This window comes from Atopobium sp. ICM42b (assembly GCA_000564995.1).
Lineage (GTDB): Bacteria > Actinomycetota > Coriobacteriia > Coriobacteriales > Atopobiaceae > Lancefieldella.
Genome location: JDFH01000014.1, coordinates 127,275 through 148,332 on the forward strand (window position 1 = coordinate 127,275; position 21,058 = coordinate 148,332).

14 protein-coding genes and 5 tRNA genes are annotated in these 21,058 nt (G+C 45.7%); 14 read left to right on the top strand and 5 right to left on the bottom strand.

Annotated features, from left to right (window positions below; all coding sequences use genetic code 11):
- Positions 1 to 189: 189 nt before the first annotated feature.
- A tRNA-Arg gene (locus HMPREF1493_RS04430) sits at positions 190 to 266 on the bottom strand.
- A 146-nt stretch (positions 267 to 412) separates the two neighbouring features.
- On the opposite strand from HMPREF1493_RS04430, the gene HMPREF1493_RS04435 reads away from it, so the two are divergent.
- The 5 genes from HMPREF1493_RS04435 to ptsP all read left to right on the top strand — a co-directional run bounded on the left by HMPREF1493_RS04435 (position 413) and on the right by ptsP (position 5,169).
- Complete coding sequence (locus tag HMPREF1493_RS04435; RefSeq protein ID WP_035428110.1) at positions 413 to 1,603, top strand: MalY/PatB family protein; 1,191 nt, start codon at positions 413 to 415, stop codon at positions 1,601 to 1,603.
- Positions 1,604 to 1,866: 263 nt separating this feature from the next.
- A tRNA-His gene (locus HMPREF1493_RS04440) sits at positions 1,867 to 1,942 on the top strand.
- 15 nt (positions 1,943 to 1,957) lie between these two features.
- A tRNA-Lys gene (locus tag HMPREF1493_RS04445) sits at positions 1,958 to 2,033 on the top strand.
- Between the two features lie 130 nt (positions 2,034 to 2,163).
- Positions 2,164 to 3,177 (top strand): 1-phosphofructokinase family hexose kinase, encoded by a 1,014-nt coding sequence (locus tag HMPREF1493_RS04450; RefSeq protein ID WP_035428111.1) that lies wholly within the window; start codon positions 2,164 to 2,166, stop codon positions 3,175 to 3,177.
- A 288-nt stretch (positions 3,178 to 3,465) separates the two neighbouring features.
- Positions 3,466 to 5,169 carry a phosphoenolpyruvate--protein phosphotransferase gene (gene ptsP, locus HMPREF1493_RS04455; protein ID WP_035428112.1) on the top strand — a complete coding sequence of 568 codons (1,704 nt, stop codon included), beginning with the start codon at positions 3,466 to 3,468 and terminating at the stop codon, positions 5,167 to 5,169.
- Positions 5,170 to 5,346: 177 nt separating this feature from the next.
- On the opposite strand, the gene HMPREF1493_RS04460 is transcribed toward ptsP, so the two are convergent.
- Positions 5,347 to 6,276, bottom strand: coding sequence for a diacylglycerol/lipid kinase family protein (locus tag HMPREF1493_RS04460; protein ID WP_035428113.1), 930 nt, complete (start codon positions 6,274 to 6,276; stop codon positions 5,347 to 5,349).
- A gap of 173 nt (positions 6,277 to 6,449) precedes the next feature.
- On the opposite strand from HMPREF1493_RS04460, the gene HMPREF1493_RS04465 reads away from it, so the two are divergent.
- Positions 6,450 to 7,328, top strand: a complete 879-nt coding sequence (locus HMPREF1493_RS04465; RefSeq protein ID WP_035428115.1) for an ABC transporter permease — start codon at positions 6,450 to 6,452, stop codon at positions 7,326 to 7,328.
- A 7-nt stretch (positions 7,329 to 7,335) separates the two neighbouring features.
- Here HMPREF1493_RS04465 and HMPREF1493_RS04470 read toward each other — a convergent pair whose 3' ends face one another.
- Entirely contained in the window at positions 7,336 to 8,055 is a 720-nt protein-coding gene (locus tag HMPREF1493_RS04470) for a GntR family transcriptional regulator (RefSeq protein WP_035428116.1), read from the bottom strand.
- A gap of 294 nt (positions 8,056 to 8,349) precedes the next feature.
- Here HMPREF1493_RS04470 and HMPREF1493_RS04475 point away from each other — a divergent pair, with 294 nt between their 5' ends.
- The 7 genes from HMPREF1493_RS04475 to HMPREF1493_RS04505 all read left to right on the top strand — a co-directional run bounded on the left by HMPREF1493_RS04475 (position 8,350) and on the right by HMPREF1493_RS04505 (position 18,619).
- Positions 8,350 to 9,660, top strand: coding sequence for an ABC transporter substrate-binding protein (locus HMPREF1493_RS04475; protein ID WP_035428118.1), 1,311 nt, complete (start codon positions 8,350 to 8,352; stop codon positions 9,658 to 9,660).
- An 83-nt stretch (positions 9,661 to 9,743) separates the two neighbouring features.
- Entirely contained in the window at positions 9,744 to 10,598 is an 855-nt protein-coding gene (locus HMPREF1493_RS04480; protein ID WP_035428119.1) for a carbohydrate ABC transporter permease, read from the top strand.
- On the top strand, positions 10,598 to 11,437 hold the full coding sequence (locus HMPREF1493_RS04485) for a carbohydrate ABC transporter permease (protein WP_035428121.1): 840 nt from the start codon (positions 10,598 to 10,600) through the stop codon (positions 11,435 to 11,437). The genes HMPREF1493_RS04480 and HMPREF1493_RS04485 overlap by 1 nt, the downstream gene beginning before the upstream one ends.
- A gap of 49 nt (positions 11,438 to 11,486) precedes the next feature.
- Positions 11,487 to 12,680 (top strand): ABC transporter ATP-binding protein, encoded by a 1,194-nt coding sequence (locus HMPREF1493_RS04490; protein WP_035428122.1) that lies wholly within the window; start codon positions 11,487 to 11,489, stop codon positions 12,678 to 12,680.
- 61 nt (positions 12,681 to 12,741) lie between these two features.
- A complete protein-coding gene (gene malQ / locus HMPREF1493_RS04495; RefSeq protein ID WP_035428124.1) occupies positions 12,742 to 14,235 on the top strand; it encodes a 4-alpha-glucanotransferase in 1,494 nt (497 codons plus the stop codon).
- The gene (locus HMPREF1493_RS04500) at positions 14,235 to 16,499 is read left to right on the top strand and encodes a glycogen/starch/alpha-glucan phosphorylase (protein WP_035428125.1); all 2,265 of its coding nucleotides are present in this window, start codon (positions 14,235 to 14,237) and stop codon (positions 16,497 to 16,499) included. Before malQ ends, HMPREF1493_RS04500 begins: the two co-directional genes overlap by 1 nt.
- A 230-nt stretch (positions 16,500 to 16,729) precedes the next feature.
- A complete protein-coding gene (locus HMPREF1493_RS04505; RefSeq protein ID WP_035428126.1) occupies positions 16,730 to 18,619 on the top strand; it encodes a SpaA isopeptide-forming pilin-related protein in 1,890 nt (629 codons plus the stop codon).
- A 562-nt stretch (positions 18,620 to 19,181) separates the two neighbouring features.
- Here HMPREF1493_RS04505 and HMPREF1493_RS04510 read toward each other — a convergent pair.
- Positions 19,182 to 19,257 (bottom strand) — tRNA-Gly (locus HMPREF1493_RS04510).
- A gap of 23 nt (positions 19,258 to 19,280) precedes the next feature.
- Positions 19,281 to 19,357, bottom strand: a tRNA-Pro gene (locus tag HMPREF1493_RS04515).
- Between the two features lie 155 nt (positions 19,358 to 19,512).
- On the opposite strand from HMPREF1493_RS04515, the gene gdhA reads away from it, so the two are divergent.
- On the top strand, positions 19,513 to 20,844 hold the full coding sequence (gene gdhA / locus HMPREF1493_RS04520; protein ID WP_035428128.1) for an NADP-specific glutamate dehydrogenase: 1,332 nt from the start codon (positions 19,513 to 19,515) through the stop codon (positions 20,842 to 20,844).
- The last annotated feature ends 214 nt before the right edge of the window (positions 20,845 to 21,058 follow it).

Consider the following 21,058-nt stretch of genomic DNA (forward strand, 5'->3'; position numbering starts at 1 on the left):
AATTTCTTGATTAGTTTTCCTGCATATCAGCCATTGTTTATGCAAAAATCACCTATCTAAATAGTTAAAACTTTTATTCGAACAGGTATTCTACTTTTACAGTAGCCATACAGTTTGGAGGCAAAATGGAGGCAGCCGATAAAAATTTTAACAAAAAAGGTAGACGGCAAGCCATCTACCTGGAGTTTTTGGTGCCTCCTGCGCGATTCGAACGCGCGACCTGCGGTTTAGAAGACCGACGCTCTATCCAGCTGAGCTAAGGAGACATATAGCGTCGTTCATTATAGCAATAAGGATTGCAAATACGTCGTGCCATCAAAGATTTTCTTATCAGAAGAATGACAAAGGAAAAGAAAAGTAGCTACACTAAAAGCAGCTACACTGATTACAGGCTTACGTGAATGGAGACACTATGTCTTACGATTTTGAATCCCGCGTTGATCGCGCTGGTACTGGTTCTAGAAAATGGAACGTCATGTACGACATGAATCCAGATGTAGCTCCTGGTATTCCACCTTTTTCTGTTGCTGATATGGAGTATCACACAGCCCCAGAGATTGTCGAGGGCCTCAAGGAATACATCAATGACGCAATCCTTGGCTATTCCGTGCCAACCAATCAGATGAAGCAGGCTGTGTGCAAGTGGATGAAGACACGTCACAACTGGGATGTGAAGCCTGAGTGGCTGCTCAATTCGTCTGGCGTGGTGCCTGCGCTCTTTTCATCTGTTGCCGAGTTCACCCAGCCAGACGAGGGTGTCATCCTGTTTACTCCTGTCTACCATCCGTTCTACATGGCAGTTGAGGAGAATAACCGTGCGCTGGTAGAGTGCCCGCTTGTCCTGTCAGAGGGTCCTCACTACGACATTGACTTTGACCTGCTTGAGAAACTTGCCGCCGAGCCAAAGAACACCATGATCATCCTGTGTTCACCCCACAATCCAAGCGGTCGCGTGTGGACCAAAGAAGAGCTTACGCGCATCGCAGAGATTGCGGTTAAGCACAACCTCATTGTGGTTGCTGACGAGATCCACCACGACCTCATCATGCCAGGCTCTACGCATACCGTCTTTGAAACAATTTCCGATGAAGTCGCAGCGCGTACCATTACGTGCACAAGCGCTTCAAAGAGTTTCAACCTTGCTGGCACGCAGTTCAGCAACATCATCGTGAGCAATCCAGAACTGCGTAGCCGCCTCGAGAAGCGCCTGGAGACCCGAGAGACCACCTCATGCAATCCAATCAGCTTCAAGGCCTGTGAGCTGGCTTATAGCAAGGGTGGGGCATGGCTTGACGCATGCATCAAGGCTGTTGACGATAACCAGAAGTTGGTCCTGGACTTCTTCGCCACCAAGCACCCTCGGGTGAAGCTTGCACCAATCACGGGAACCTACCTCCAGTGGCTCGACTTCAGAGACCTTGGCCTTACCCCAGAAGAGCTTGACCACCTGTTGCAGTTTGAGGCTCAGCTCTTCTTCACCGACGGAGTCTTCTTTGGCGAGGCTGCCCAGGGTTTCAAGCGTTGGAATTTGGCAGCCCCTCGCGTCGAGATTGAGGAAGCGTTGAATCGTCTGGATGCAGCACTTACGGCTCACGGTTTCTAGACACAGTCTGCGGCTTTAAGCGGACTGATTGCGGTTTCTTGACACCGCACCACTGCCATACCACCATATACCTGCTCGTATAGTGCATGAAATCACCTGCGGAGAAGCTCGTTCTTCTCCGCATTTTGTTTGGCGAGAAACCCGTTGCTCCGGCAGATTTCTAAGAAAATCAAAAAAGAGTTTGAAAAAACTGCGTTTCTCGCTTGCATCTTTTTCTGATTCTGTAATAATGATTTAGCTGCGTTTCATGAGGTGGCCAAATGGTGGGAGTAGCTCAGTTGGCAGAGCGACGGACTGTGGCTCCGTAGGTCGAGGGTTCGAGCCCCTTTTCCCACCCCATTCGAAACGTTAATTGGATCGTTAGCTCAGCTGGTAGAGCAGGGGACTCTTAATCCCAAGGTCCAGGGTTCGAACCCCTGACGATCCACCATTTGAATTTCAAACCCCGGCATGCGTCGGGGTTTTTATTTTTTGTGAGTCGCTAGTTTCTAATTGTTTGTTGAGAGCGATTGCGTCATACTGAAGTCTCCATGATTTTATTGTAGTTCGGAGGACTCGCCGTGATTTACACAATGACGCTTAATCCCGCGCTTGACTATGTCATGCATCCAAACACATTGGACATGGGCTTTACTAACAGCTCGTCATCAGAAGAGCTGCACTGCGGTGGTAATGGTATTAACGTCTCCACGCTCTTAAATGAGCTTGATAAGGTCACCGTTGCTATGGGCATTGTCGGTGGCTTTACTGGTGAATACCTGCTAAGTGATCTTCAGCGTCAGGGTATTCCAAGTAACTTCGTCAAGCTGGATTCAGGCTTTACCCGCATTAATGTCAAGCTTAACGGCATTGTTATGACTATGGTCAACGGCAATGGTCCACGCATTCCGGAGAAAAAGGTTGATGAGCTGCTGGAGCGCATGGATGTTGTTGGCGCAGGTGACACCCTGGTTCTTACCGGTTCTATTCCAAGCTCGCTTCCAGAGGATATCTACACTCGCCTTATGGCTCAGCTTGCTGGTCGCGGTATTCAGTTTGTTGTTGACGCTCCTGGTCAGCTGCTTATGGAGGCTATTAAGGCTCAACCATTCCTGATCAAGCCTAACAACCACGAGGTCGGCCGTATCTTTGGCGCAAACCCAGAGACTCCAGAAGAGTGCATTCCATTTGCAAAGAAGCTTCAGGACGGCGGCGCTCGCAACGTTATCGTTTCTTGTGGTGGTGCAGGTTCTCTGCTTCTGGATGAGTACGGCGCTGAGCACATTGTTCCAACCGCTAAGATTCGCCTGGTTAACGCAACCGGTGCTGGTGACTCCATGGTCGCGGGCTTCCTTGCAAAGACCACCGCTGGCTACGATTACGACACTGCGCTTATCTACGCTTCTGCTTGCGGTACGGCAACTGCAGCAAGCCGAGGAATCGCAAAGCGCGCAACCATTGATCGCGTTGTCACTGCTCTCTACAAGAAGATGGGCCGAGAAATGCCTGCTTCTATCGCAGAAGAGATTCAGCTTGCTCGCAAGAAAGAGGAGAGCCGCGAGGGTAAGTCTTCTTGGCTTGCAGATTCTGAGTAGTAATCGCAGCTAGAACACGTAGTTCTTTTGGCGAGAAACCCTCAGACGGTGCACTTTCGCCGCGTAAGAAATACTGAGCGTTTTGACTATCGTGAACGTACATACACTTGGCAAGAAAGATTCTCTTGCCAAGTGTTTTTATTGAAATTTATTTAACGATACTCACAACGTAACAGGTCAAAAAAATGTTACTCTGTACAAAGATAGGTTTGACTCTGCGACTGTTGTCCTTTTGGGCAGTCATGCAGAACTATACGCACCGCTTCGCGGACAATGATTGGAGCAAGTATGTTTGAGGGAGTCAATGCGTCCAATGGAATCGGCATCGGTACTGCTCAGGTTGCCGTAGATCCAGATCTTACTTTTACTCCACACACTGTTGAAGACACAGCTGCAGAGAAGGCTCGTTACGCAGAGGCCGTAACTAAATTCATCGCACAGACAAATGCGCAGATTGAGCGCATGACCAAGACGGTGGGCGAGGAAGCTGCTGCAATTATGGGTGCTCACATTGAGTTTGCAGAGGATGAGGGCATCAAAGAGGCTGTTAACGGCGCAATTGACGGTGGTACCTGCGTTGAGCAGGCTGTAAGTGACGCATACGACATGTACTACAACATGTTCCTTGGTATGGAGGATGAGCTTTTCCGTGAGCGCGCTGCAGACGTTGCTGACGTAAAGACCGGTCTTCTCGCTGACCTTCTTGGTAAAGAGGTTGTTGACCTCTCCACACTTCCAGAGAACTCCGTCATTGTCTGCCATGAGCTGACTCCTTCTATGACCGCAGACATCGATAAGGACCACGTAGCGGGTATTGTTACCGAGACTGGTGGTCGTACTTCTCACTCCGCAATCATTGCTCGTGCTCTCGAGATTCCTGCAGTTCTTTCTGTTCCTAACATCACTTCTGAGGTTGCAACTGGCAATGCTATTGTTGTCGACGGCACTAACGGTAAGGTTGTTGTCAATCCTTCCGAGACTGAGCTTGCTGAGTACAAGGCTCGGGCTGAGGCTTATGCTGCAGAGAAGGCCGCTCTTGAGGCTTATCGTGGCAAGGAGACCGTAACTGCTGACGGCATCCAGGTCCTGCTTGTTGCTAACATTGGCAACCCAGATGACGCTAACGGCGCAGTTGACGCTGACGCTGAGGGCATTGGCCTGTTCCGCTCCGAGTTCCTGTTCATGGACGCAAAGGAGCTTCCAAGCGAGGAAGAGCAGTTTGCTGCTTACCAGAAGGTTGCTCTGCGCATGAAGGATAAGCCTGTCATCATCCGCACCCTTGATGTTGGTGGCGATAAGGAGATTCCTTACCTCAACATGAAGGCTGAGGAGAACCCATTCATGGGCTTCCGCGCTATCCGTTACTGCCTCAACAATGCTGAACAGTACAAGGTTCAGCTCCGCGCTCTTCTCCGCGCATCCGCATTTGGCGATATCAAGATTATGCTTCCTCTTGTTACTACTGTTGATGAGGTCCGTGAGGCTAAGGCTCTTGTTGAGGAGTGCAAGCGTGAGCTTGACGCTGAGGGCGTAGCTTACAACAAGGACATTGAGGTCGGCACCATGATCGAGACCCCATCTGCATCTCTGATTGCAGATAAGCTGGCTCGTGAGTGCGACTTCTTCTCCATTGGTACCAACGACCTCATCGGTTACACCATGTGCGCTGACCGCGGCAATGATCGCGTTGCCTACCTCTACGAGGTCTACCAGCCATCCGTTCTCCGTTCTCTCAAGTTCCTCATCGGCGAGGGCAACAAGGAGAAGATCATGGTTGGTATGTGCGGCGAGGCTGCTGCAGATCCACTGCTCATCCCAGTCCTTCTTTCCTTTGGTCTGGACGAGTTCTCCGTCTCTGCACCATCTGTCCTGCGTACCCGTAAGACCATTGCTGCTTGGACAAAGGCTGAGGCAGATGAGCTCACTGCTCGCGTCATGGAACTTGATACCGCAGCTGAGGTTAAGGCTTTGCTTGAGCGTGAAGCTCGCTAAGTTCTAGTCGTAAAGTCTTAGCTTACACGATACAAATTCAGGGGCATCTGCGCTGGCAGGTGCCCCTGTTTCTTTAACGTTAAACCTTTTGGCGAGAAGATCGATCTTCTCGCAATGCGCAATCAGCAAAGCCCGAGCCTCGAAACGCGACCTACGGCGCAGGAGTCGCTCTGTGCGCTAGGGAACAATCACGGAAAGTGCAGCGGGAATAACCTCAATGACAAACTGTTCTGCAAAGGGAAGCTCTTCTCCGTCTACCTGAATAGGGACAGGCTTGTGGAAAGTTACCACTGCTTGCTTGAGGTGACGCTCCTCAATGATGCGGGAGTTGACGTGTTTACCAGCCCTTGCCAGGCCAAACAGAGCCAGCAGGTGAGGAATGATAGGCACTTTAGTGTTGTAGCAGACGGTAAGAAGGCCATCGTCAGGCTGCGCATGCGGACAGACCTTAAAGCCGCCGCCATACGTAGGGCCAATCTGGAAGGCCATGATAAGCGCTTGAAGATCAATGTCCTTCTCGCCATCAAACGAAACGGTGCAAGGGTAACCCTTGCTACCTGCAGCCATAAACTTGAGACCCGAGGTTAAGAAGAGCGCCTCGCCCTCGGTAGAGGAGTTGTTCGCGCGGCGCTTTGTGGTGTCGGCTGCAATAGCTGCATCAAGTCCAAACGACATGGTCTCCATGAAGTAGACGTCGTTGATGCGACCAATCTCTAGCTGCTTAACCTTGCCGCGAACCAGCTGTGCAAACGCGCCTTCGGGGTCGTTAATTTTCATACCCAGAGTGCGTGCATAGTCGTTTCCCGAACCCATAGGGATAATGCCAAGCGCTGGACGAACCTCTGGCGATAAGGTCATGAGGCCGTTGACCACCTCGTGGATGACGCCATCTCCGCCAAGTGCGACAACCGTGTCAAAGTCCGCAGCTTTTGCGGCCATGACACGAGCGTCTCCCATAGCTGTGGTGAGCTTGAGCTCGTAACCGTCCGTTGCAGCAGAATAGCTGGTTAAAAAGTGGCGAGCAAACTCTGCGCCAGCAGCACCTTTACCGCTATGAGCTGCCGGATTAGCAATGATAAGCGTGCGTCCAAGAGGGGATTGAGACATTTTGCACCATTTCTACAAGCGCTGCTGTTGAGCGCGCAGTTACTAAATAGTCTTGTCACCACATATCCAAATAAAATAGTGGAGAAAACAGTTCAACAACGTTTCAAGTTTAAACGGCTTTGTCTGTCTGTGCTAGGATAAACCATACAGAAATCGGTAGAAAAGGATAGCGCGTGAGTGAGTCTTCAACACAAACTAATAATGCGCAGGACACAAACGTAGTTTCTGCAAATACTAATAGTGCAAGTCTTGTTGCTGTTTCTGCTCGAGATGCATGGTATCCAACACATCAGCGTGACCAGTTCATTTTGCGTCAGCTGGTAAGTAAAGACTTCAAACTCAAATATCGCCGTTCCATTTTGGGCGTTGTGTGGTCAGTTTTGAACCCTCTTTTGATGATGACCGTTATGGCAGTTGTCTTTTCTACTTTTTTAGGTAACCGCGCTGAGGATGTTGTGAACTATCCTTTGTATCTTATTCTGGGTAACACAGCGTTTCAGCTGATGAACGATGCAACCACTATGGGAATGCGTTCAATTATTGATGCATCTAGCTTGCTTAAGAAGGTTCGCATCAATCGTGTTGTTTTCCCTGTTCAGAAGGTGCTTTTTGCGGTTGTAAACTATCTTTTCTCGCTCATTGCTGTTGGCATTGTTATGCTTGTCTTCCGCATTCCGCTGACAATTTATTCATTGCTTACACCTGTTGCTTTGCTGCTTCTGGCTTGTTTTTGCATCGGTCTTGCAATGCTTCTCTCGGCCCTTGCAGTCTTCTTTAGAGACGTTATCCACCTGTGGAGCGTTGTAACCACTGCCTGGATGTATGGTACACCGCTCTTCTATTCCGTTAACATCATGTCACCTTGGATGCTTCAGATTGAGCGCTTTAATCCAATGTTCCACTTTGTAACATTTATTAGAGACTGCCTTCTTTTCCAGAAGTTTCCTGCAACAAGCACCATTTTAGGCTGCCTTGTTTCTGCAGTTCTTGCCCTCGTAATTGGCTATACCGTCTTCCACAAACTAGAGAAGAAATTTATTCTGCACATTTAACCGCAGATTATCTTTTTGAAATAACCTTATAGCAGAACGTTTCTGGATGACTACGAGTTTGTGTGAAGCCAAACATAACGCCTTTTGAGTTGAATGAATGGCTTTCCACCACTGCAACGCAGTTAAAATCTCCAAGCTCTAAATGTTGCTGGTCTTCTTCAGTTGCCAGTTCAACACTGATTGTTCTTTTGCTCTTTAGAATTTTCATATGAAGCGTGTTTTCTAGGTATGCATAAATAGACGTTGATGCATCAGCAATGGTTAGATTTCCAACGGCAGATGCTAAAAGGTAATCGTTGTCTATCTGGCGAGAAGATCCGTCGAGTTTACGGATTCGAACAATGTGGATAAGTTCTTCTCCTGCTTTAAAACCAGTTTGATGAGAAATACTGTCTGTGCAAGGAACGTGCTCAAAGACAATGACATTTGTTTCAGGTACAAGATTGTTTCTGTGGGCATATTCTTGAAAGGACTCAAGCCCTTCTAATGAGCCAATAACCTCACTTGGCTTTTTCTGCCAAATAACGCGTACGCCCCTACCGTGAATAGGCTGAAGAAAGGCTTCATCGGACAGAAGTGTGAGCGCACGTCGAACGGTGTTTCTGGAGCAGGAATATATCTTAGTAAGCTCCATCTCGGTTGGTAAATAGGACTCATACGCATATGTCCCGTCTAAGATCTTATTTTTTAAATCATGATAAATCGTATTAAACCGTGCGCTTGGCATATTTTTTCCTTAACGTGCTGTTGAAGGTTGGAGTTGCATGTTCAAGTTGCTCTTGATTAGATAGTAGCTTTATAAAATGAAAGTTACATAAAATGATTCCTTTCATACCATTTACCGATAATTTCATACCGCTCAGAAGTAAGTTGTTTAAACAACTCGTTAATACTAATATACTTTTATTTTGTAGACATAAGCAAAATTGTTTTGAACGTGTATCAAAGCATAGCTTATGAAAATCATGAGAAGAGATGCAACCTAGCAAAGGGTTAGGAGCACTCTCTAAGGAGGAGTCTTATGTCCGGTATCAATCGTAGGCAGTTTGTCACCTTAAGTGCATCAGCTCTTTGCTCACTGGGTCTTGTTGCTTGTGGAGGAAATAACGACAAAAAGCAGGGAGGGTCTGATTCTGCAAACGGTTCAGTTTATTTCCTGAACTTCAAGCCTGAGGCTGATCAGCAGTGGAAAGATCTTGCAGCTAAGTATACTGAGGAAACAAAGGTTCCTGTAAAGGTAGTAACTGCTGCTTCTGATACCTATGCACAGACATTCCAGTCTGAGATTAACAAGGACGCCTCTGTAGCTCCAACACTGTTCCAGACAAATGGACCTTCTGGTCTTATTGGCGTAAAAGATTACTGCATTGACCTTAAGGGCGCCAAGATTCTGGATGAGCTCACTAATGATGCTCTTAAGCTTCAGGAGGATGGCGTTGTCTACGGTGTTGATTATGTAGAGGAAGACTACGGTATTATCTACAACAAGAAGCTGCTTGAGAAGGCTGGCTATAAGGGAGACGACATCAAGGACTTTGCTTCACTGAAGAAGGTCGTTGAGGATATTCAGGCTCGCAAAGCAGAGCTTGGCGTAAAGGGTGCATTTACCAGCGCTGGCCTTGATTCCAGTTCTGACTGGCGTTTTACTACACACCTTGCAAATCTTCCTCTGTATTATGAGTTCAAGGACACTGGTAAGCCTGAGGCTAAGGAAATTAAGGGAACGTATCTCCCTAACTACAAGCAGATTTTTGATCTCTATATCAACAATGCTACATGCAGCCCAACAGAGCTTTCTGGTAAGACTGGTGATGACGCTGTGGCAGAGTTTGTTAACGGCGACGCAGTCTTCTACCAGAACGGTACCTGGGCATACAATGACATCAAGAAGCTTGGTGACGATGCTCTTGGTATGATTCCAATTTATATTGGTGTTAAGGGTGAAGAGAAGCAGGGTATGTGCTCCGGCGGCGAGAACTATTGGTGCGTAAGCTCCAAGGCAGACGACGCTTCCCAGAAGGCAACGCTTGACTTTATCTATTGGTGCGTAACTTCTGATACAGCTACCACTGCAATTGCTGAGGAGATGGGCTTCACCATTCCATTCAAGAACGCAAAGGCAACTAAGAATGCTCTTGCAAATATTGCAGCTGAGTATGCAAAGAAGGGCAATGAGTCCGTGGCTTGGGACTTCATTTACATTCCTTCTCAGGAGTGGAAGAACAATCTCTCCAGTGCACTTAAGGGCTATGCAGCAGGAACAGAGGACTGGGATGCTGTTAAGTCTGCATTTGTTGACGGTTGGAAGACTGAAAAAGAGGCTAACGCATAGTAGTCCTTCTAGTAATGCTTTGATTGGTGAGAGACGAGAAGAGAGATCTCTCTTCTCGTCTCTTGTTATTGGAGGGTATCTCTATGGCTAAGATGTTGAAGCGGTGGTGGCCATTATTTGTTCTGCCTACTGCGCTATCTTTTTTGTTTGGCTTTATGATTCCGTTTGTGCAGGGATTTTATCTTTCGTTTTGTAAATTTATTACCATTAGCGATGCTAAACCAGTTGGTCTAGATAACTATGTAGCAGCGTTCTCTGACCCACAGTTTGCTAATGCTTTTTGGTATACCGCATTATTTGCATTAGTCTCAACAGTTCTTATTAATGTATTAGCGCTCGCAATTGCGCTTGCCTTAACTAGAAAAGACCTTAAGGGTACCAATTCATTTAGAACTGTCTTTTTTATGCCTAATCTTATTGGCGGCATTGTTCTGGGATACATCTGGAATATTTTGATTAACTGCGCGCTTTCTATTGTGGGCGAGCAGCTTCTTGCGCTTAATAGCACTGCTGGATTCTGGGGAATGATTCTTCTTACTCTTTGGCAGCAAGTTGGTTACATGATGATCATTTATATTGCTGGCCTGCAGTCTATCCCAAGTGATTATCTTGAAGCAGCGAGAGTTGATGGAGCAAATGCTTGGCAGACACTTTGGAAGGTAAAAATTCCAAACCTTATGTCTACCATTACTATTTGTCTTTTCTTGACGGTAACAAATGGCTTTAAATTATTTGATCAGAACTTAGCACTTACTGCAGGTGAGCCTAAGCATGCAACCGAAATGCTTGCTCTTAATATCTACAATACCTTCTACGCTCGACAGGGAGCAAAGTGGATGGGTATCGGCCAGGCTAAAGCTGTTATTTTCTGCATTCTAGTTATTTGTATTGTCATGATTCAGCTGCGAGCCACCAGGTCAAGGGAGGTGCAGCAATAATGAAGCGCGATAAGGTCATTAACAAAATTTTAGCTGTATTCTTTACCATTCTTTCTCTTGCATGGATTTATCCAATGGTTATGATCTTGATGAATTCATTCAAAGAAGAAACAACTATTACTACATCCACGGCGTTTGATTTTGTTACATCAGAGAACTCTGCAGGCTTTGCTAACTACATTGCCGCTTTAGAGAAGCAAGGTTTCTTAGCAGCCTTTGGATATTCTCTAGTAATTACCATCACATCTGTAGCACTGATCTTGGTTTGCTGCTCAATGTGTGCATGGTTTATTGTTCGTGTAAAAAATCGCATTAGCAACATTTTGTACTACCTGTTTGTCTTCTCGATGGTAGTGCCTTTCCAGATGCTTATGTTCACGCTGTCCAATATGGCAAACACGCTTGGATTTAATACTCCTTTCAATATTTGCTTCATTTACTTGGGCTTTGGCGCTGGATTAGCAGTATTCATGTTTGCTGGATTTGTTAAGACCATTCCTCTTGAGATTGAGGAAGCTGCAACTATTGATGGTTGCAACCCACTTCAGACATTCTTCCATGTTGTTTTACCTATTATGAAGCCAACGTATATTTCTGTTGGTATTCTCGAAACCATGTGGGTCTGGAATGACTATTTGCTTCCATACCTCGTACTGGATAGAACCAAATACCAAACTATCCCAATTCTGATTCAGTACTTTAGAGGTGGATATGGACGCGTAGAGATGGGTCCAATGTTTGCCTGCATCATGATGGTTATTGTCCCAATTGTCATTATGTATTTGCTGTGCCAGCGCTACATCATCAATGGTGTCATTTCTGGCGCGGTAAAAGGCTAAATCTCAATGTATTGCAGCAAGCTATAGGCATTTCTGAAAGGTTTTTATCATGGCAGAAATCGTTTTAAAGAATATAAAAAAGATTTACCCAAATGAGAAGAAGAGCAAGTCTCTCTTTGGTAAGAAAACTGAGCAGAAAAAGAGCAACCTTGAGGTGACTGAAGAGGGTGTTGTCGCTGTTCAAGACTTCAATCTCACTATCAAGGAGCACGAGTTTGTGGTGCTTGTTGGTCCTTCGGGCTGCGGCAAATCTACTACGCTTCGCATGATTGCAGGCCTAGAAGATATTTCTGCTGGCGAGCTTTATATTGATGGAAAGCTTGTCAATGATGTTGCACCAAAAGATCGAGACATCGCAATGGTCTTCCAAAGCTATGCGCTGTATCCAAATATGACCGTTTATGACAACATGGCGTTCACCCTTAAGCTTAAGAAGGTTGACCCACAAGTAATTGATCAAAAAGTCCGTGCAGCTGCAGAAACATTAGGCATCACGGCATATCTTGATCGTAAGCCAAAGGCACTTTCCGGTGGTCAGCGTCAGCGTGTTGCAATTGGTCGTGCAATTGTTCGTGATCCAAAAGTCTTCTTGATGGATGAGCCACTTTCAAACCTTGACGCAAAGCTAAGAAACCAGATGCGTACAGAGATTATTAAGCTTCGTCAGAAGGTTGATGGAACCTTTGTCTATGTTACACATGACCAAACAGAAGCTATGACCTTGGGCGACCGCATTGTCATTATGAAGGATGGCTTTGTTCAGCAAATTGGAACACCACAAGAAGTGTTTAATAGACCGGCTAATCTCTTTGTTGCTGGCTTCATTGGCATGCCTCAAATGAATTTCTTTAACGCACATCTTATTCGCGTGGACAATGAGTTCCATGTGGAGACAGAAAACATGTCATTTGAAATTTCTCCTGAGATGGCTAATCTGTTAGCACAGTCTTGGGTTGCTGCGCCAGCAACAGATGTCATTGTCGGCATTAGGCCCGAGCAAATTTATTTGACTGAGCCAAATGGAATTGGCGCTTTCAAGGGCAATCTTGAGGTAAGTGAGCTTATGGGCTCTACTGTTCACCTTCATGTTCATACTGAAGACGGTAATTTTGTCCTTATTGTTCCAGCAACTGAACTTGCAAAACGAGACCTCAAAATTGGTGATGAAGTGTGGTTTAAATTCGAAGACAATGCTGTTCATCTCTTTGATAAGAATACGCAGGATAATCTAGTCAAGTATTAAAGCTTTGTACTGGCTTATCTTGTAAAGATAAGCCAGTACTCTTTTTGTGAAAGAGGCAACTATGGGACGAGCAAGCGGAGTACTTATGGCCGTTTCTTCTCTTCCAAATTCATATGGGATTGGCACGTTTGGCAAAGAAGCTTTCGATTTTATTGATTTTCTCGTCAGGACAAAACAAAGGTATTGGCAGGTTTTGCCTCTTACTACCACAAGTTATGGTGACTCTCCTTATCAGTCTTTTTCTGCTGCAGCGGGAAGTCCTTACTATATAGATTTAAAAGATCTTGAGAAACTTGGATATTTAAAGTCAGACGACTTTGAAGATATTTCTTTTGGAACTAGCAATACTTGCGTTGATTATGGTGCGCTTTTTGTAAATCATCGTCGTTTACTTAACCGTGCCTTTGATAGGTTTATGCAAGATGTTCCTGCTGATTTTGAGAAGTTCTGTCATGATCATGCAGAATGGCTTGATCCATATGCGGAGTTCATGTCTCTAAAGGAAGAGTTTGGACATAAAGCCTACTGGGAGTGGCCAGAACTTTATCAGCACAGAAACGAGACTACTGCAAAAGAAATTAAGAAACTGCAAAAGTCAGTTTTGTATCACAAGATGACTCAGTATTTCTTCTTTACTCAATGGGCAAAGGTTAAGACTTATGCCAATAAAAGGGGAGTACTTATAATTGGTGATCTTCCCATTTATGTCTCGCGCGATTCTGTAGAGATGTGGGCACAGCCAGAACTGTTTAAAACGGATGAAACTGGACGTCCCGTTACGGTTGCAGGAACTCCTCCAGATCAATTTTCTTCAACTGGACAATATTGGGGAAATCCCATTTATAACTGGGAGTATATGAAGAAATCGCATTATGCATGGTGGGTTTGGCGAGTAAAGACAAATCTTGAGATGTTTGATGTGCTTCGAATCGATCATTTTAGGGGCTTTGAGGCATACTGGGAGATTCCTTACGGAGCTGCAAATGCTACAGAAGGCAAATGGACTAAAGGGCCAGATTTGGAGCTGTTTAAGGAACTGGAAAAGCAGCTGGGTAAGCTTCCAATCATTGCAGAGGACCTTGGCTTAATTACACCAGAGCTTATCGCCATGCGAGACAAAACTGGTTTCCCAGGAATGAAAATCTTGCAGTATGGATTTGATGGAAAGCATGATTCAAGAGATCTTCCTCACAATTACACTGCAAATACTATTGCTTATGTGGGAACGCATGATAATCCAACTGCTCGTGGTTGGTATGAAACTCAGGCTACTGATAGAGAGCGTGAACAGGCAGATATTTACCTTCATCGCTCAAAAGATGAGCCAATTGGTGAGGCGCTTTCACGTGGAATTGCAGCTTCTGTGAGTGACACGTGTATTCACACCATGCAAGATCTTCTCGGCTTAGATGATTCTGCACGTATGAATGTTCCAGCCACTGTTGGAGGTAATTGGTGTTGGCGTATGAAGCAAGGAGCCATTACGCGTCATACAGAAGATTTCTTAAGAACTATTACTGAGATGTACTTCAGAGTGTACAAAGAGGAGAAGTAATGAACTTAGACACTTTATCTCTTCAACAATTTAACCAACCTCTGACTGAAATTACTGACAGGCAGGTTTTTGAATTACTGCTTCAAGTGGTTAAGAGTAAGTCGGAAGCTCTTCCGTTAAATAATGGTAAGAAGAGGCTCTATTACATCTCCGCAGAGTTTCTGATTGGCAAGCTGCTTTCAAATAACCTCATCAATCTGGGAATTTATAACGAAGTAAAATCGCAGCTTTCTAGAGCAGGCCATTCGCTCGAAGACATCGAAGAGATTGAAGTTGAGCCTTCACTTGGTAACGGTGGTCTTGGTCGATTGGCAGCATGCTTTATCGACTCCATGTCATCACTTGGTCTGCCAGGCGATGGTGTAGGCCTTAAGTATCATTTTGGCCTTTTTCATCAGCAGTTTTTAGATAGACAGCAAACTGCCGTTCCAGATGCTTGGCTTGCTGATGATGAGTGGCTTGAAGACGAGAAGACATCATTTACCGTGGAATTTAGAGATTTCTCGGTGACATCTGAGCTCTATTCTATTGATGTTTTGGGATATGGCCGAACAAAGAAAAACAGACTTCGTTTGTTTGACCTGCAAAGTATTGATGAATCACTAGTTTCTGATGACGCTATTGATTTTGATAAGACTGCTTTAAAAAAGAATCTAACGCTCTTTTTGTATCCTGACGATTCGGACGAAGACGGTCAGCTTCTTCGTGTGTATCAGCAATATTTTATGGTTTCAAATGCTGCACAGCTGATCGTTAAAGAGGCGGTTGAGCGCGGCAGTAATGTTCATGACCTCGCTGACTATGTTGTGATTCAGATTAACGATACGCACCCCACAATGGTAATTCCAGAGCTTATTCGTATCTTGACTGAGAAATACGATATTTCGTTTGAAGAGTCTGTAGACATTGTTTCTTCATTGGTCGCGTACACAAATCATACGATTTTGGCAGAAGCTCTTGAGAAATGGCCTCTTAAATTTATCGAAGAAGTTTCTCCAAAGATTGCTTCGATTATCAAAAAGCTTGACGAACACATCCGTAGTACCGTTGCAGATCCAAGTGTACAAGTCATCATTGATAAGAAAGTTCACATGGCTAACCTTGCCATTCATTACGGCTTTAGTATCAATGGTGTTGCAGCGCTTCATACTAAGATTTTGGAAGAGACAGAGCTTAAGCCATTCTTTGATTTGTACCCAGAGAAATTCTCTAACAAAACTAATGGAATCACTTTCCGTCGCTGGCTAATGGGTTGTAATCCCGAGCTTGCCGAGTATCTTGATGCGTTATTAGGAGATGATTGGAGAACAACCGCTCATCTCGAGGGGCTTTTAGAGTATCGCGATAACGAAGAAGTCCTCAATCAGCTGCAGGAAATAAAGCAAGCAGCAAAAGATCGAATGGTCAAATTTTTGCTGGACAATCAAGATACAAAAGTTAATGCCGACTCCATTATTGATGTCCAGGTGAAGCGTTTCCACGAATATAAGCGTCAGCAAATGCTATTGCTTTATTTGATTTGGAAATATTTTGATATTAAGTCTGGACACCTTCCAAAGCATCCTATTACTGTCATTTTTGGCGGTAAGGCTGCACCAGCATACGTGGCTGCTCAAGATATCATTCATGCAATTCTTGTTCTCTCGTCTTTGATTGCAAACGATGCAGATGTTTCACCATATCTTCAGGTGATAATGATCGAGAATTACAACGTTACTGCCGCTGAGCACGTTATTCCAGCAGCAGATATCTCTGAGCAGATTTCACTGGCTTCCAAGGAGGCTTCTGGAACTTCCAACATGAAGTTCATGCTTAACGGCGCTGTTACCGTTTGCACAGTTGATGGTGCAAATGTAGAAATTGCCGACTTGGTAGGCAAGGAGAATATCTACACGTTTGGTGCTTCGAGTGATGAGGTTGTAAGCCTTTATGAGCACAAATGTTACAAAGCAAAAGAGTTTTATAAGAAGCCCCAGATTAAACCACTCGTTGATTTCTTAATTAGCCCAGAGTTTATTTCTCTTGGAAATGAGGAGCGCCTGGAGCGTCTTCACAAAAACTTGTGCTCAAAAGACTGGTTTATGACGCTGCTTGATTTGGAAGCATACATTTCAACAAAAGAGCACGTGTTCGATGATTATGAGGATAGGAGAGCGTGGCTTCAGAAGTCTCTTGTAAATATTGGTATGGCAGGAACGTTCTCATCTGATAGAACTATTGCCGAATATAACAATGAGATTTGGCACCTTACTCCTGATAAGTAGATGTAAGTAATACGGACCAGCAAACCGACACTTAAGCCAGCGGTCTAATGTAGTCTTAACAAGCGGACTTAATAAGCGGCCTAGACCAGTAGTCTAGGCCGCTTAAATGTGTTCCTCTAGCGATTTAATGAACAAAAATATCATCTGTTTTGGTCTCATCTGCATAAATGACAAGAAATGAGCTATGGTATATACATAAATATTCACCCTTCACGCTGAAAGAAGGATGTATGAACAGCACTTCTGTTAGAAGCGTTAGAAGCACTCGATTTTCTCGCTTTACGGTTTTAGCAATTCTTATGCTATTTGTGGGTGCAATTTTAGCGTTTGCTCTGCCACACACAGCATTTGCTGCTGACCCAACAGTTTATTCCGAAGATGTGGACGGCGCTCCGCTTGACGGTACGCAGACCGTGGCAAATCCATTCCCTGACTTTATTTCAGATGCTGAAATTCAGGCAGAGATTACTGCTCAGGCCGCCAAACCGCGAGAGGACCGTACGGGTGTCATCGCGCGTTATTACTGGGTAAAGCCTGATGGAACTGCGCTCAAGTTGGACATGGATCCAACTAAATATTCTGTTGCGCAGATGATTGCCGAGGGCGGAGAAATTCGTGCTTACTACGTCCTTCTCGGCGATGCAGAGAATCTGATCAACTTCCCACACAATGATTCAAATGGTTATGGCCTGCGTAAGGTGGCTGTTTCGGCGCATGCTGCTGTTGATACGTACAAGCCAATGGATGCAACAGGTGCTCTTTCGGGTGGTGGTCCAAAGACCAATTTGATGTTCACTGTCAAGGTAAATGGCCAGTCCATCATGGGTGGTTCTTCATATGAGGAGCCCGCTGCTGTATTTACTGCACCAGTTACAGCTCGTCAGTATATTGAGTTCTCCGCGCCATTGAACATCTCTGATAGGTCTTATCAGCTGGGAATTCAGGGTGGTATTAAGAAATCTTGGGGAGGCACTCACGCATACACCAAGCGTTATCCTGCGCGAGTTATTGATACAGCAACGGCTGTGTATCACTATGTCGACGATCTTGCATACAGGCAGCTTAACGGCCTTGGCCTCAGTGATCCTATTGCTCAAAGAAATGCTGGTCTTCCTATTTATGGTAATGGCGCAGTGAGCGTTCTTGGTCTTGATGATCTTGCTGCTACGTATACAACTTCTGCAGCGTTTGAGGATCGTCAGGTGTCTGCTCGTTACAACACAAAGGGTCATGTCGTGTATATGCCTGAGTATGCTGGCGTTACTGCAGATGACTCTGTTGCTGGCGGTAATAAGTTTGAGACCGATCCTTCAACCAACCTGTTGCTAACCACTGTTCGTAAGTCAGTCGACGAGATCAAGGCTGCGGGACCTGGTGATTCTTACGTTTATATTGCAAACGATATCGACGTTCCAGAGGGAACATCTCTTGCAATTGGTACGTATAACTCTGGTCCTCGCGATAATTCCGTTTTGGCTCCTGGCTTCAATGCAGACGGTTCTGTAAACCGTACTAGGCAGTATTACCTCACGTATCGTGCAGTTCCTTCTCCTTTGAAGCTTGTGAAGACTGACTCTGATGATGCTTCCAAGCCTGTTGCTGGTGCAACCTATAGCCTATACAAGGCTGATGGCACACTGGTTAAAGAGGGGCTTACTACTGGCGCAGACGGTACCTTTACATCCGGAGATGTTCTTACAAAGACTGAGCTGACTACATTGGTTCAGAACACTGCGGCAACTGCAGATTTGCTGACTAAGGGTATCTATCAGGATGGAGATAAATTCTATCTGACGCCAGGCGATTATTACCTGGTTGAGACTGCATCTCCAGAGGGATATGAACTCAATGCAAATCAGATTCCATTTACGGTAGCTCTTGCAACATTCAATGCTGCAGACCAGACCATTGTTCCTGTAGAAGTTACTACGGCAGATAAGCCAATCACTCCTACACCAACCCCAACGCCGGATCCTAATCCAGAGCCAAAGCCTAAGACTCCTAAGAAGAAGAGGTCTAACCTGCCAGATACCGGCGATGCAATGTCCATTGCAAGCGCACTTGCAGCTGCAGGTATTATTGCTTCTGGTCTTGCGTACTCTGTAAAGGTTCGTCGTTAGTTTTGATGTGTAGCTCACAAGTGCAAAGAAGGCTGTGCTTCGCACAGCCTTCTTTTTTGCTGGTAAAGTAGAGCAGGGTAGACGCTTAGTTGGGCGTTGACCTGCGCAGTCTGTGCAATCAACACTGTTTGAGGCAAAAGATATCCTCAAGCGGTAAAAAATCCGTTTAGTTGGAGATTTCATTTTTCTACATACAACGTTTGCCCAGATAAAAGTTTTTGAGGCGGTAAAAAATCGTTTTAGTTGGAGATAAAACGTCTATTTTTCAATTTTCATTTCCAACTAAACGCGTTTTTTACCTTTTTCGGAACATAATTTTGAGCTCAAAAATTACGTATTCATGGAAATGAATTTAATTGCATGAATATTCAAGGAAATAAATCAAAAGTTGATCATGACAAGTAATGAGGAAAATTGCTAATAAGATGTCTGTGAAAACAGAAATAACCGTGGCAAAATTGCTAACTCGTCTAAAAACCACCAGACCCATGAAGAAACAAGAGGTGGGATAAATATTCAGAATTATGCTTTGAACAGGGATAATTTAAAATAGGAAATTTTATGGAGCGGCGGACGGGACTCGAACCCGCAACAGTCAGCTTGGAAGGCTGATGCTCTACCAATTGAACTACCGCCGCAAGGGTAAAGCAAAAAGAAAAAATGGTCGGGGTGACTGGATTCGAACCAGCGACCCACTGCTCCCAAAGCAGTTGCGCTACCAAGCTGCGCTACACCCCGAGCCGAGAGAAAAGTATAGGTGACAAATCGCCCAAGAGCAAGAATAAATTGCAATCTTTTTTGAACTAATTTTTGTCTATCAGATTTTTCTATTTTGTTATGTAATCGAAACATTGGATGACTATGCTATTCGTAACCACTTCGAAAGGGGTTTCATGAGCTATTCATCTAAGGTAATCGCACAGCTTGAAGAGCGTTACGCAGATCAGCCTGAGTTTATCCAGGCAGCAAAAGAAGTTCTTACCACCATCCAACCTGCACTTGATGCTCATCCAGAGTTCGAGAAAGCCGCATTGCTAGAGCGTCTTGTTGAGCCAGAGCGCATTGTTATGTTCCGCGTCCCCTGGATTGACGACGCTGGCAACGTTCAGGTTAATCGCGGATACCGCATCGAGTTTAACTCTGCAATTGGACCTTACAAGGGCGGCCTTCGTCTCCACCCAACAGTTAACCTTTCTATCCTGAAGTTCCTCGGCTTTGAGCAAATCTTCAAGAACTCTCTGACCACGCTTCCAATGGGCGGCGGCAAAGGCGGCTCTGACTTCGATCCAAAGGGCAAGTCTGACCGCGAGATTATGGCGTTTTGCCAGTCCTTTATGACTGAGCTTGCTCGCCACATTGGTCCAAACACCGACGTGCCAGCTGGTGACATTGGCACTGGCGCGCGCGAGATTGGCTACATGTTTGGCCAGTACAAGCGCCTTCGCAACGAGTGGACCGGCGTCCTGACCGGCAAAGGCCTCTCCTTCGGCGGCTCCCTCGCTCGCACCGAAGCAACCGGCTACGGCGCAGTTTACTTCCTCACCCACATGCTTGCCGAGAAGAACGATTCGCTCGCGGGCAAAACGGTCTGCATCTCCGGCTCCGGAAACGTCGCTACCTACGCTGCCCAGAAGGCACAGCAGCTGGGAGCAACCGTTGTGACCGTATCTGACTCCTCAGGTTATGTCTATGACCCTGAGGGTATTGACGTTGAGCTGCTGAAAGACGTCAAGGAGGTTCGTCGCGCACGCATCAAGGAGTACGCCGACGCACGTCCTTCTGCTACTTTCTTCCCAGGCGAGCGTCCTTGGAGTCAGAAGTGTGACGTCGCTATGCCATGCGCAACTCAGAACGAGCTCGAGCTTGCTGACGTGCAGAAACTTGTTGCTAACGGCACCAAGTACGTCGTTGAGGGCGCTAATATGCCAACCACCCTCGAGGCAACCAATTACCTCATCGAGAACGGCGTCTTTTTCGCACCTGGAAAGGCTGCAAACGCAGGTGGCGTAGCTGTTTCCGGTCTTGAGATGTCCCAGAACGCCGAGCACCTGTCTTGGACGTTTGAAGAGGTGGACTCCAAGCTGCAGGGAATCATGGAGAGCATCTACACCGCTGCTTCAGAGGCCGCAGCAACGTACGGCCACCCCGGCAACCTGGTCTTTGGCGCAAATATCGCCGGTTTCCTCAAGGTTGCAAATGCAATGATGGCGCAGGGTGTCTGCTAGTTCGCATAACACTTGGCGAGAAACCCGTTGTTTCAGCACGTATTTGAGTTAACTACATCGTTGGCCTTAACGTAAGATTTAAAAGGACCTTGGTCTTGTACCGACCCCCAAAAGTTAGACCAAAATCTAACGATTAGGAGGTCGGTATTTTTTATGGCAAAACATAGTTTTGAATTCAAGAAGAAAGTCGTTTTAGAATATTTGGATGGCAAAG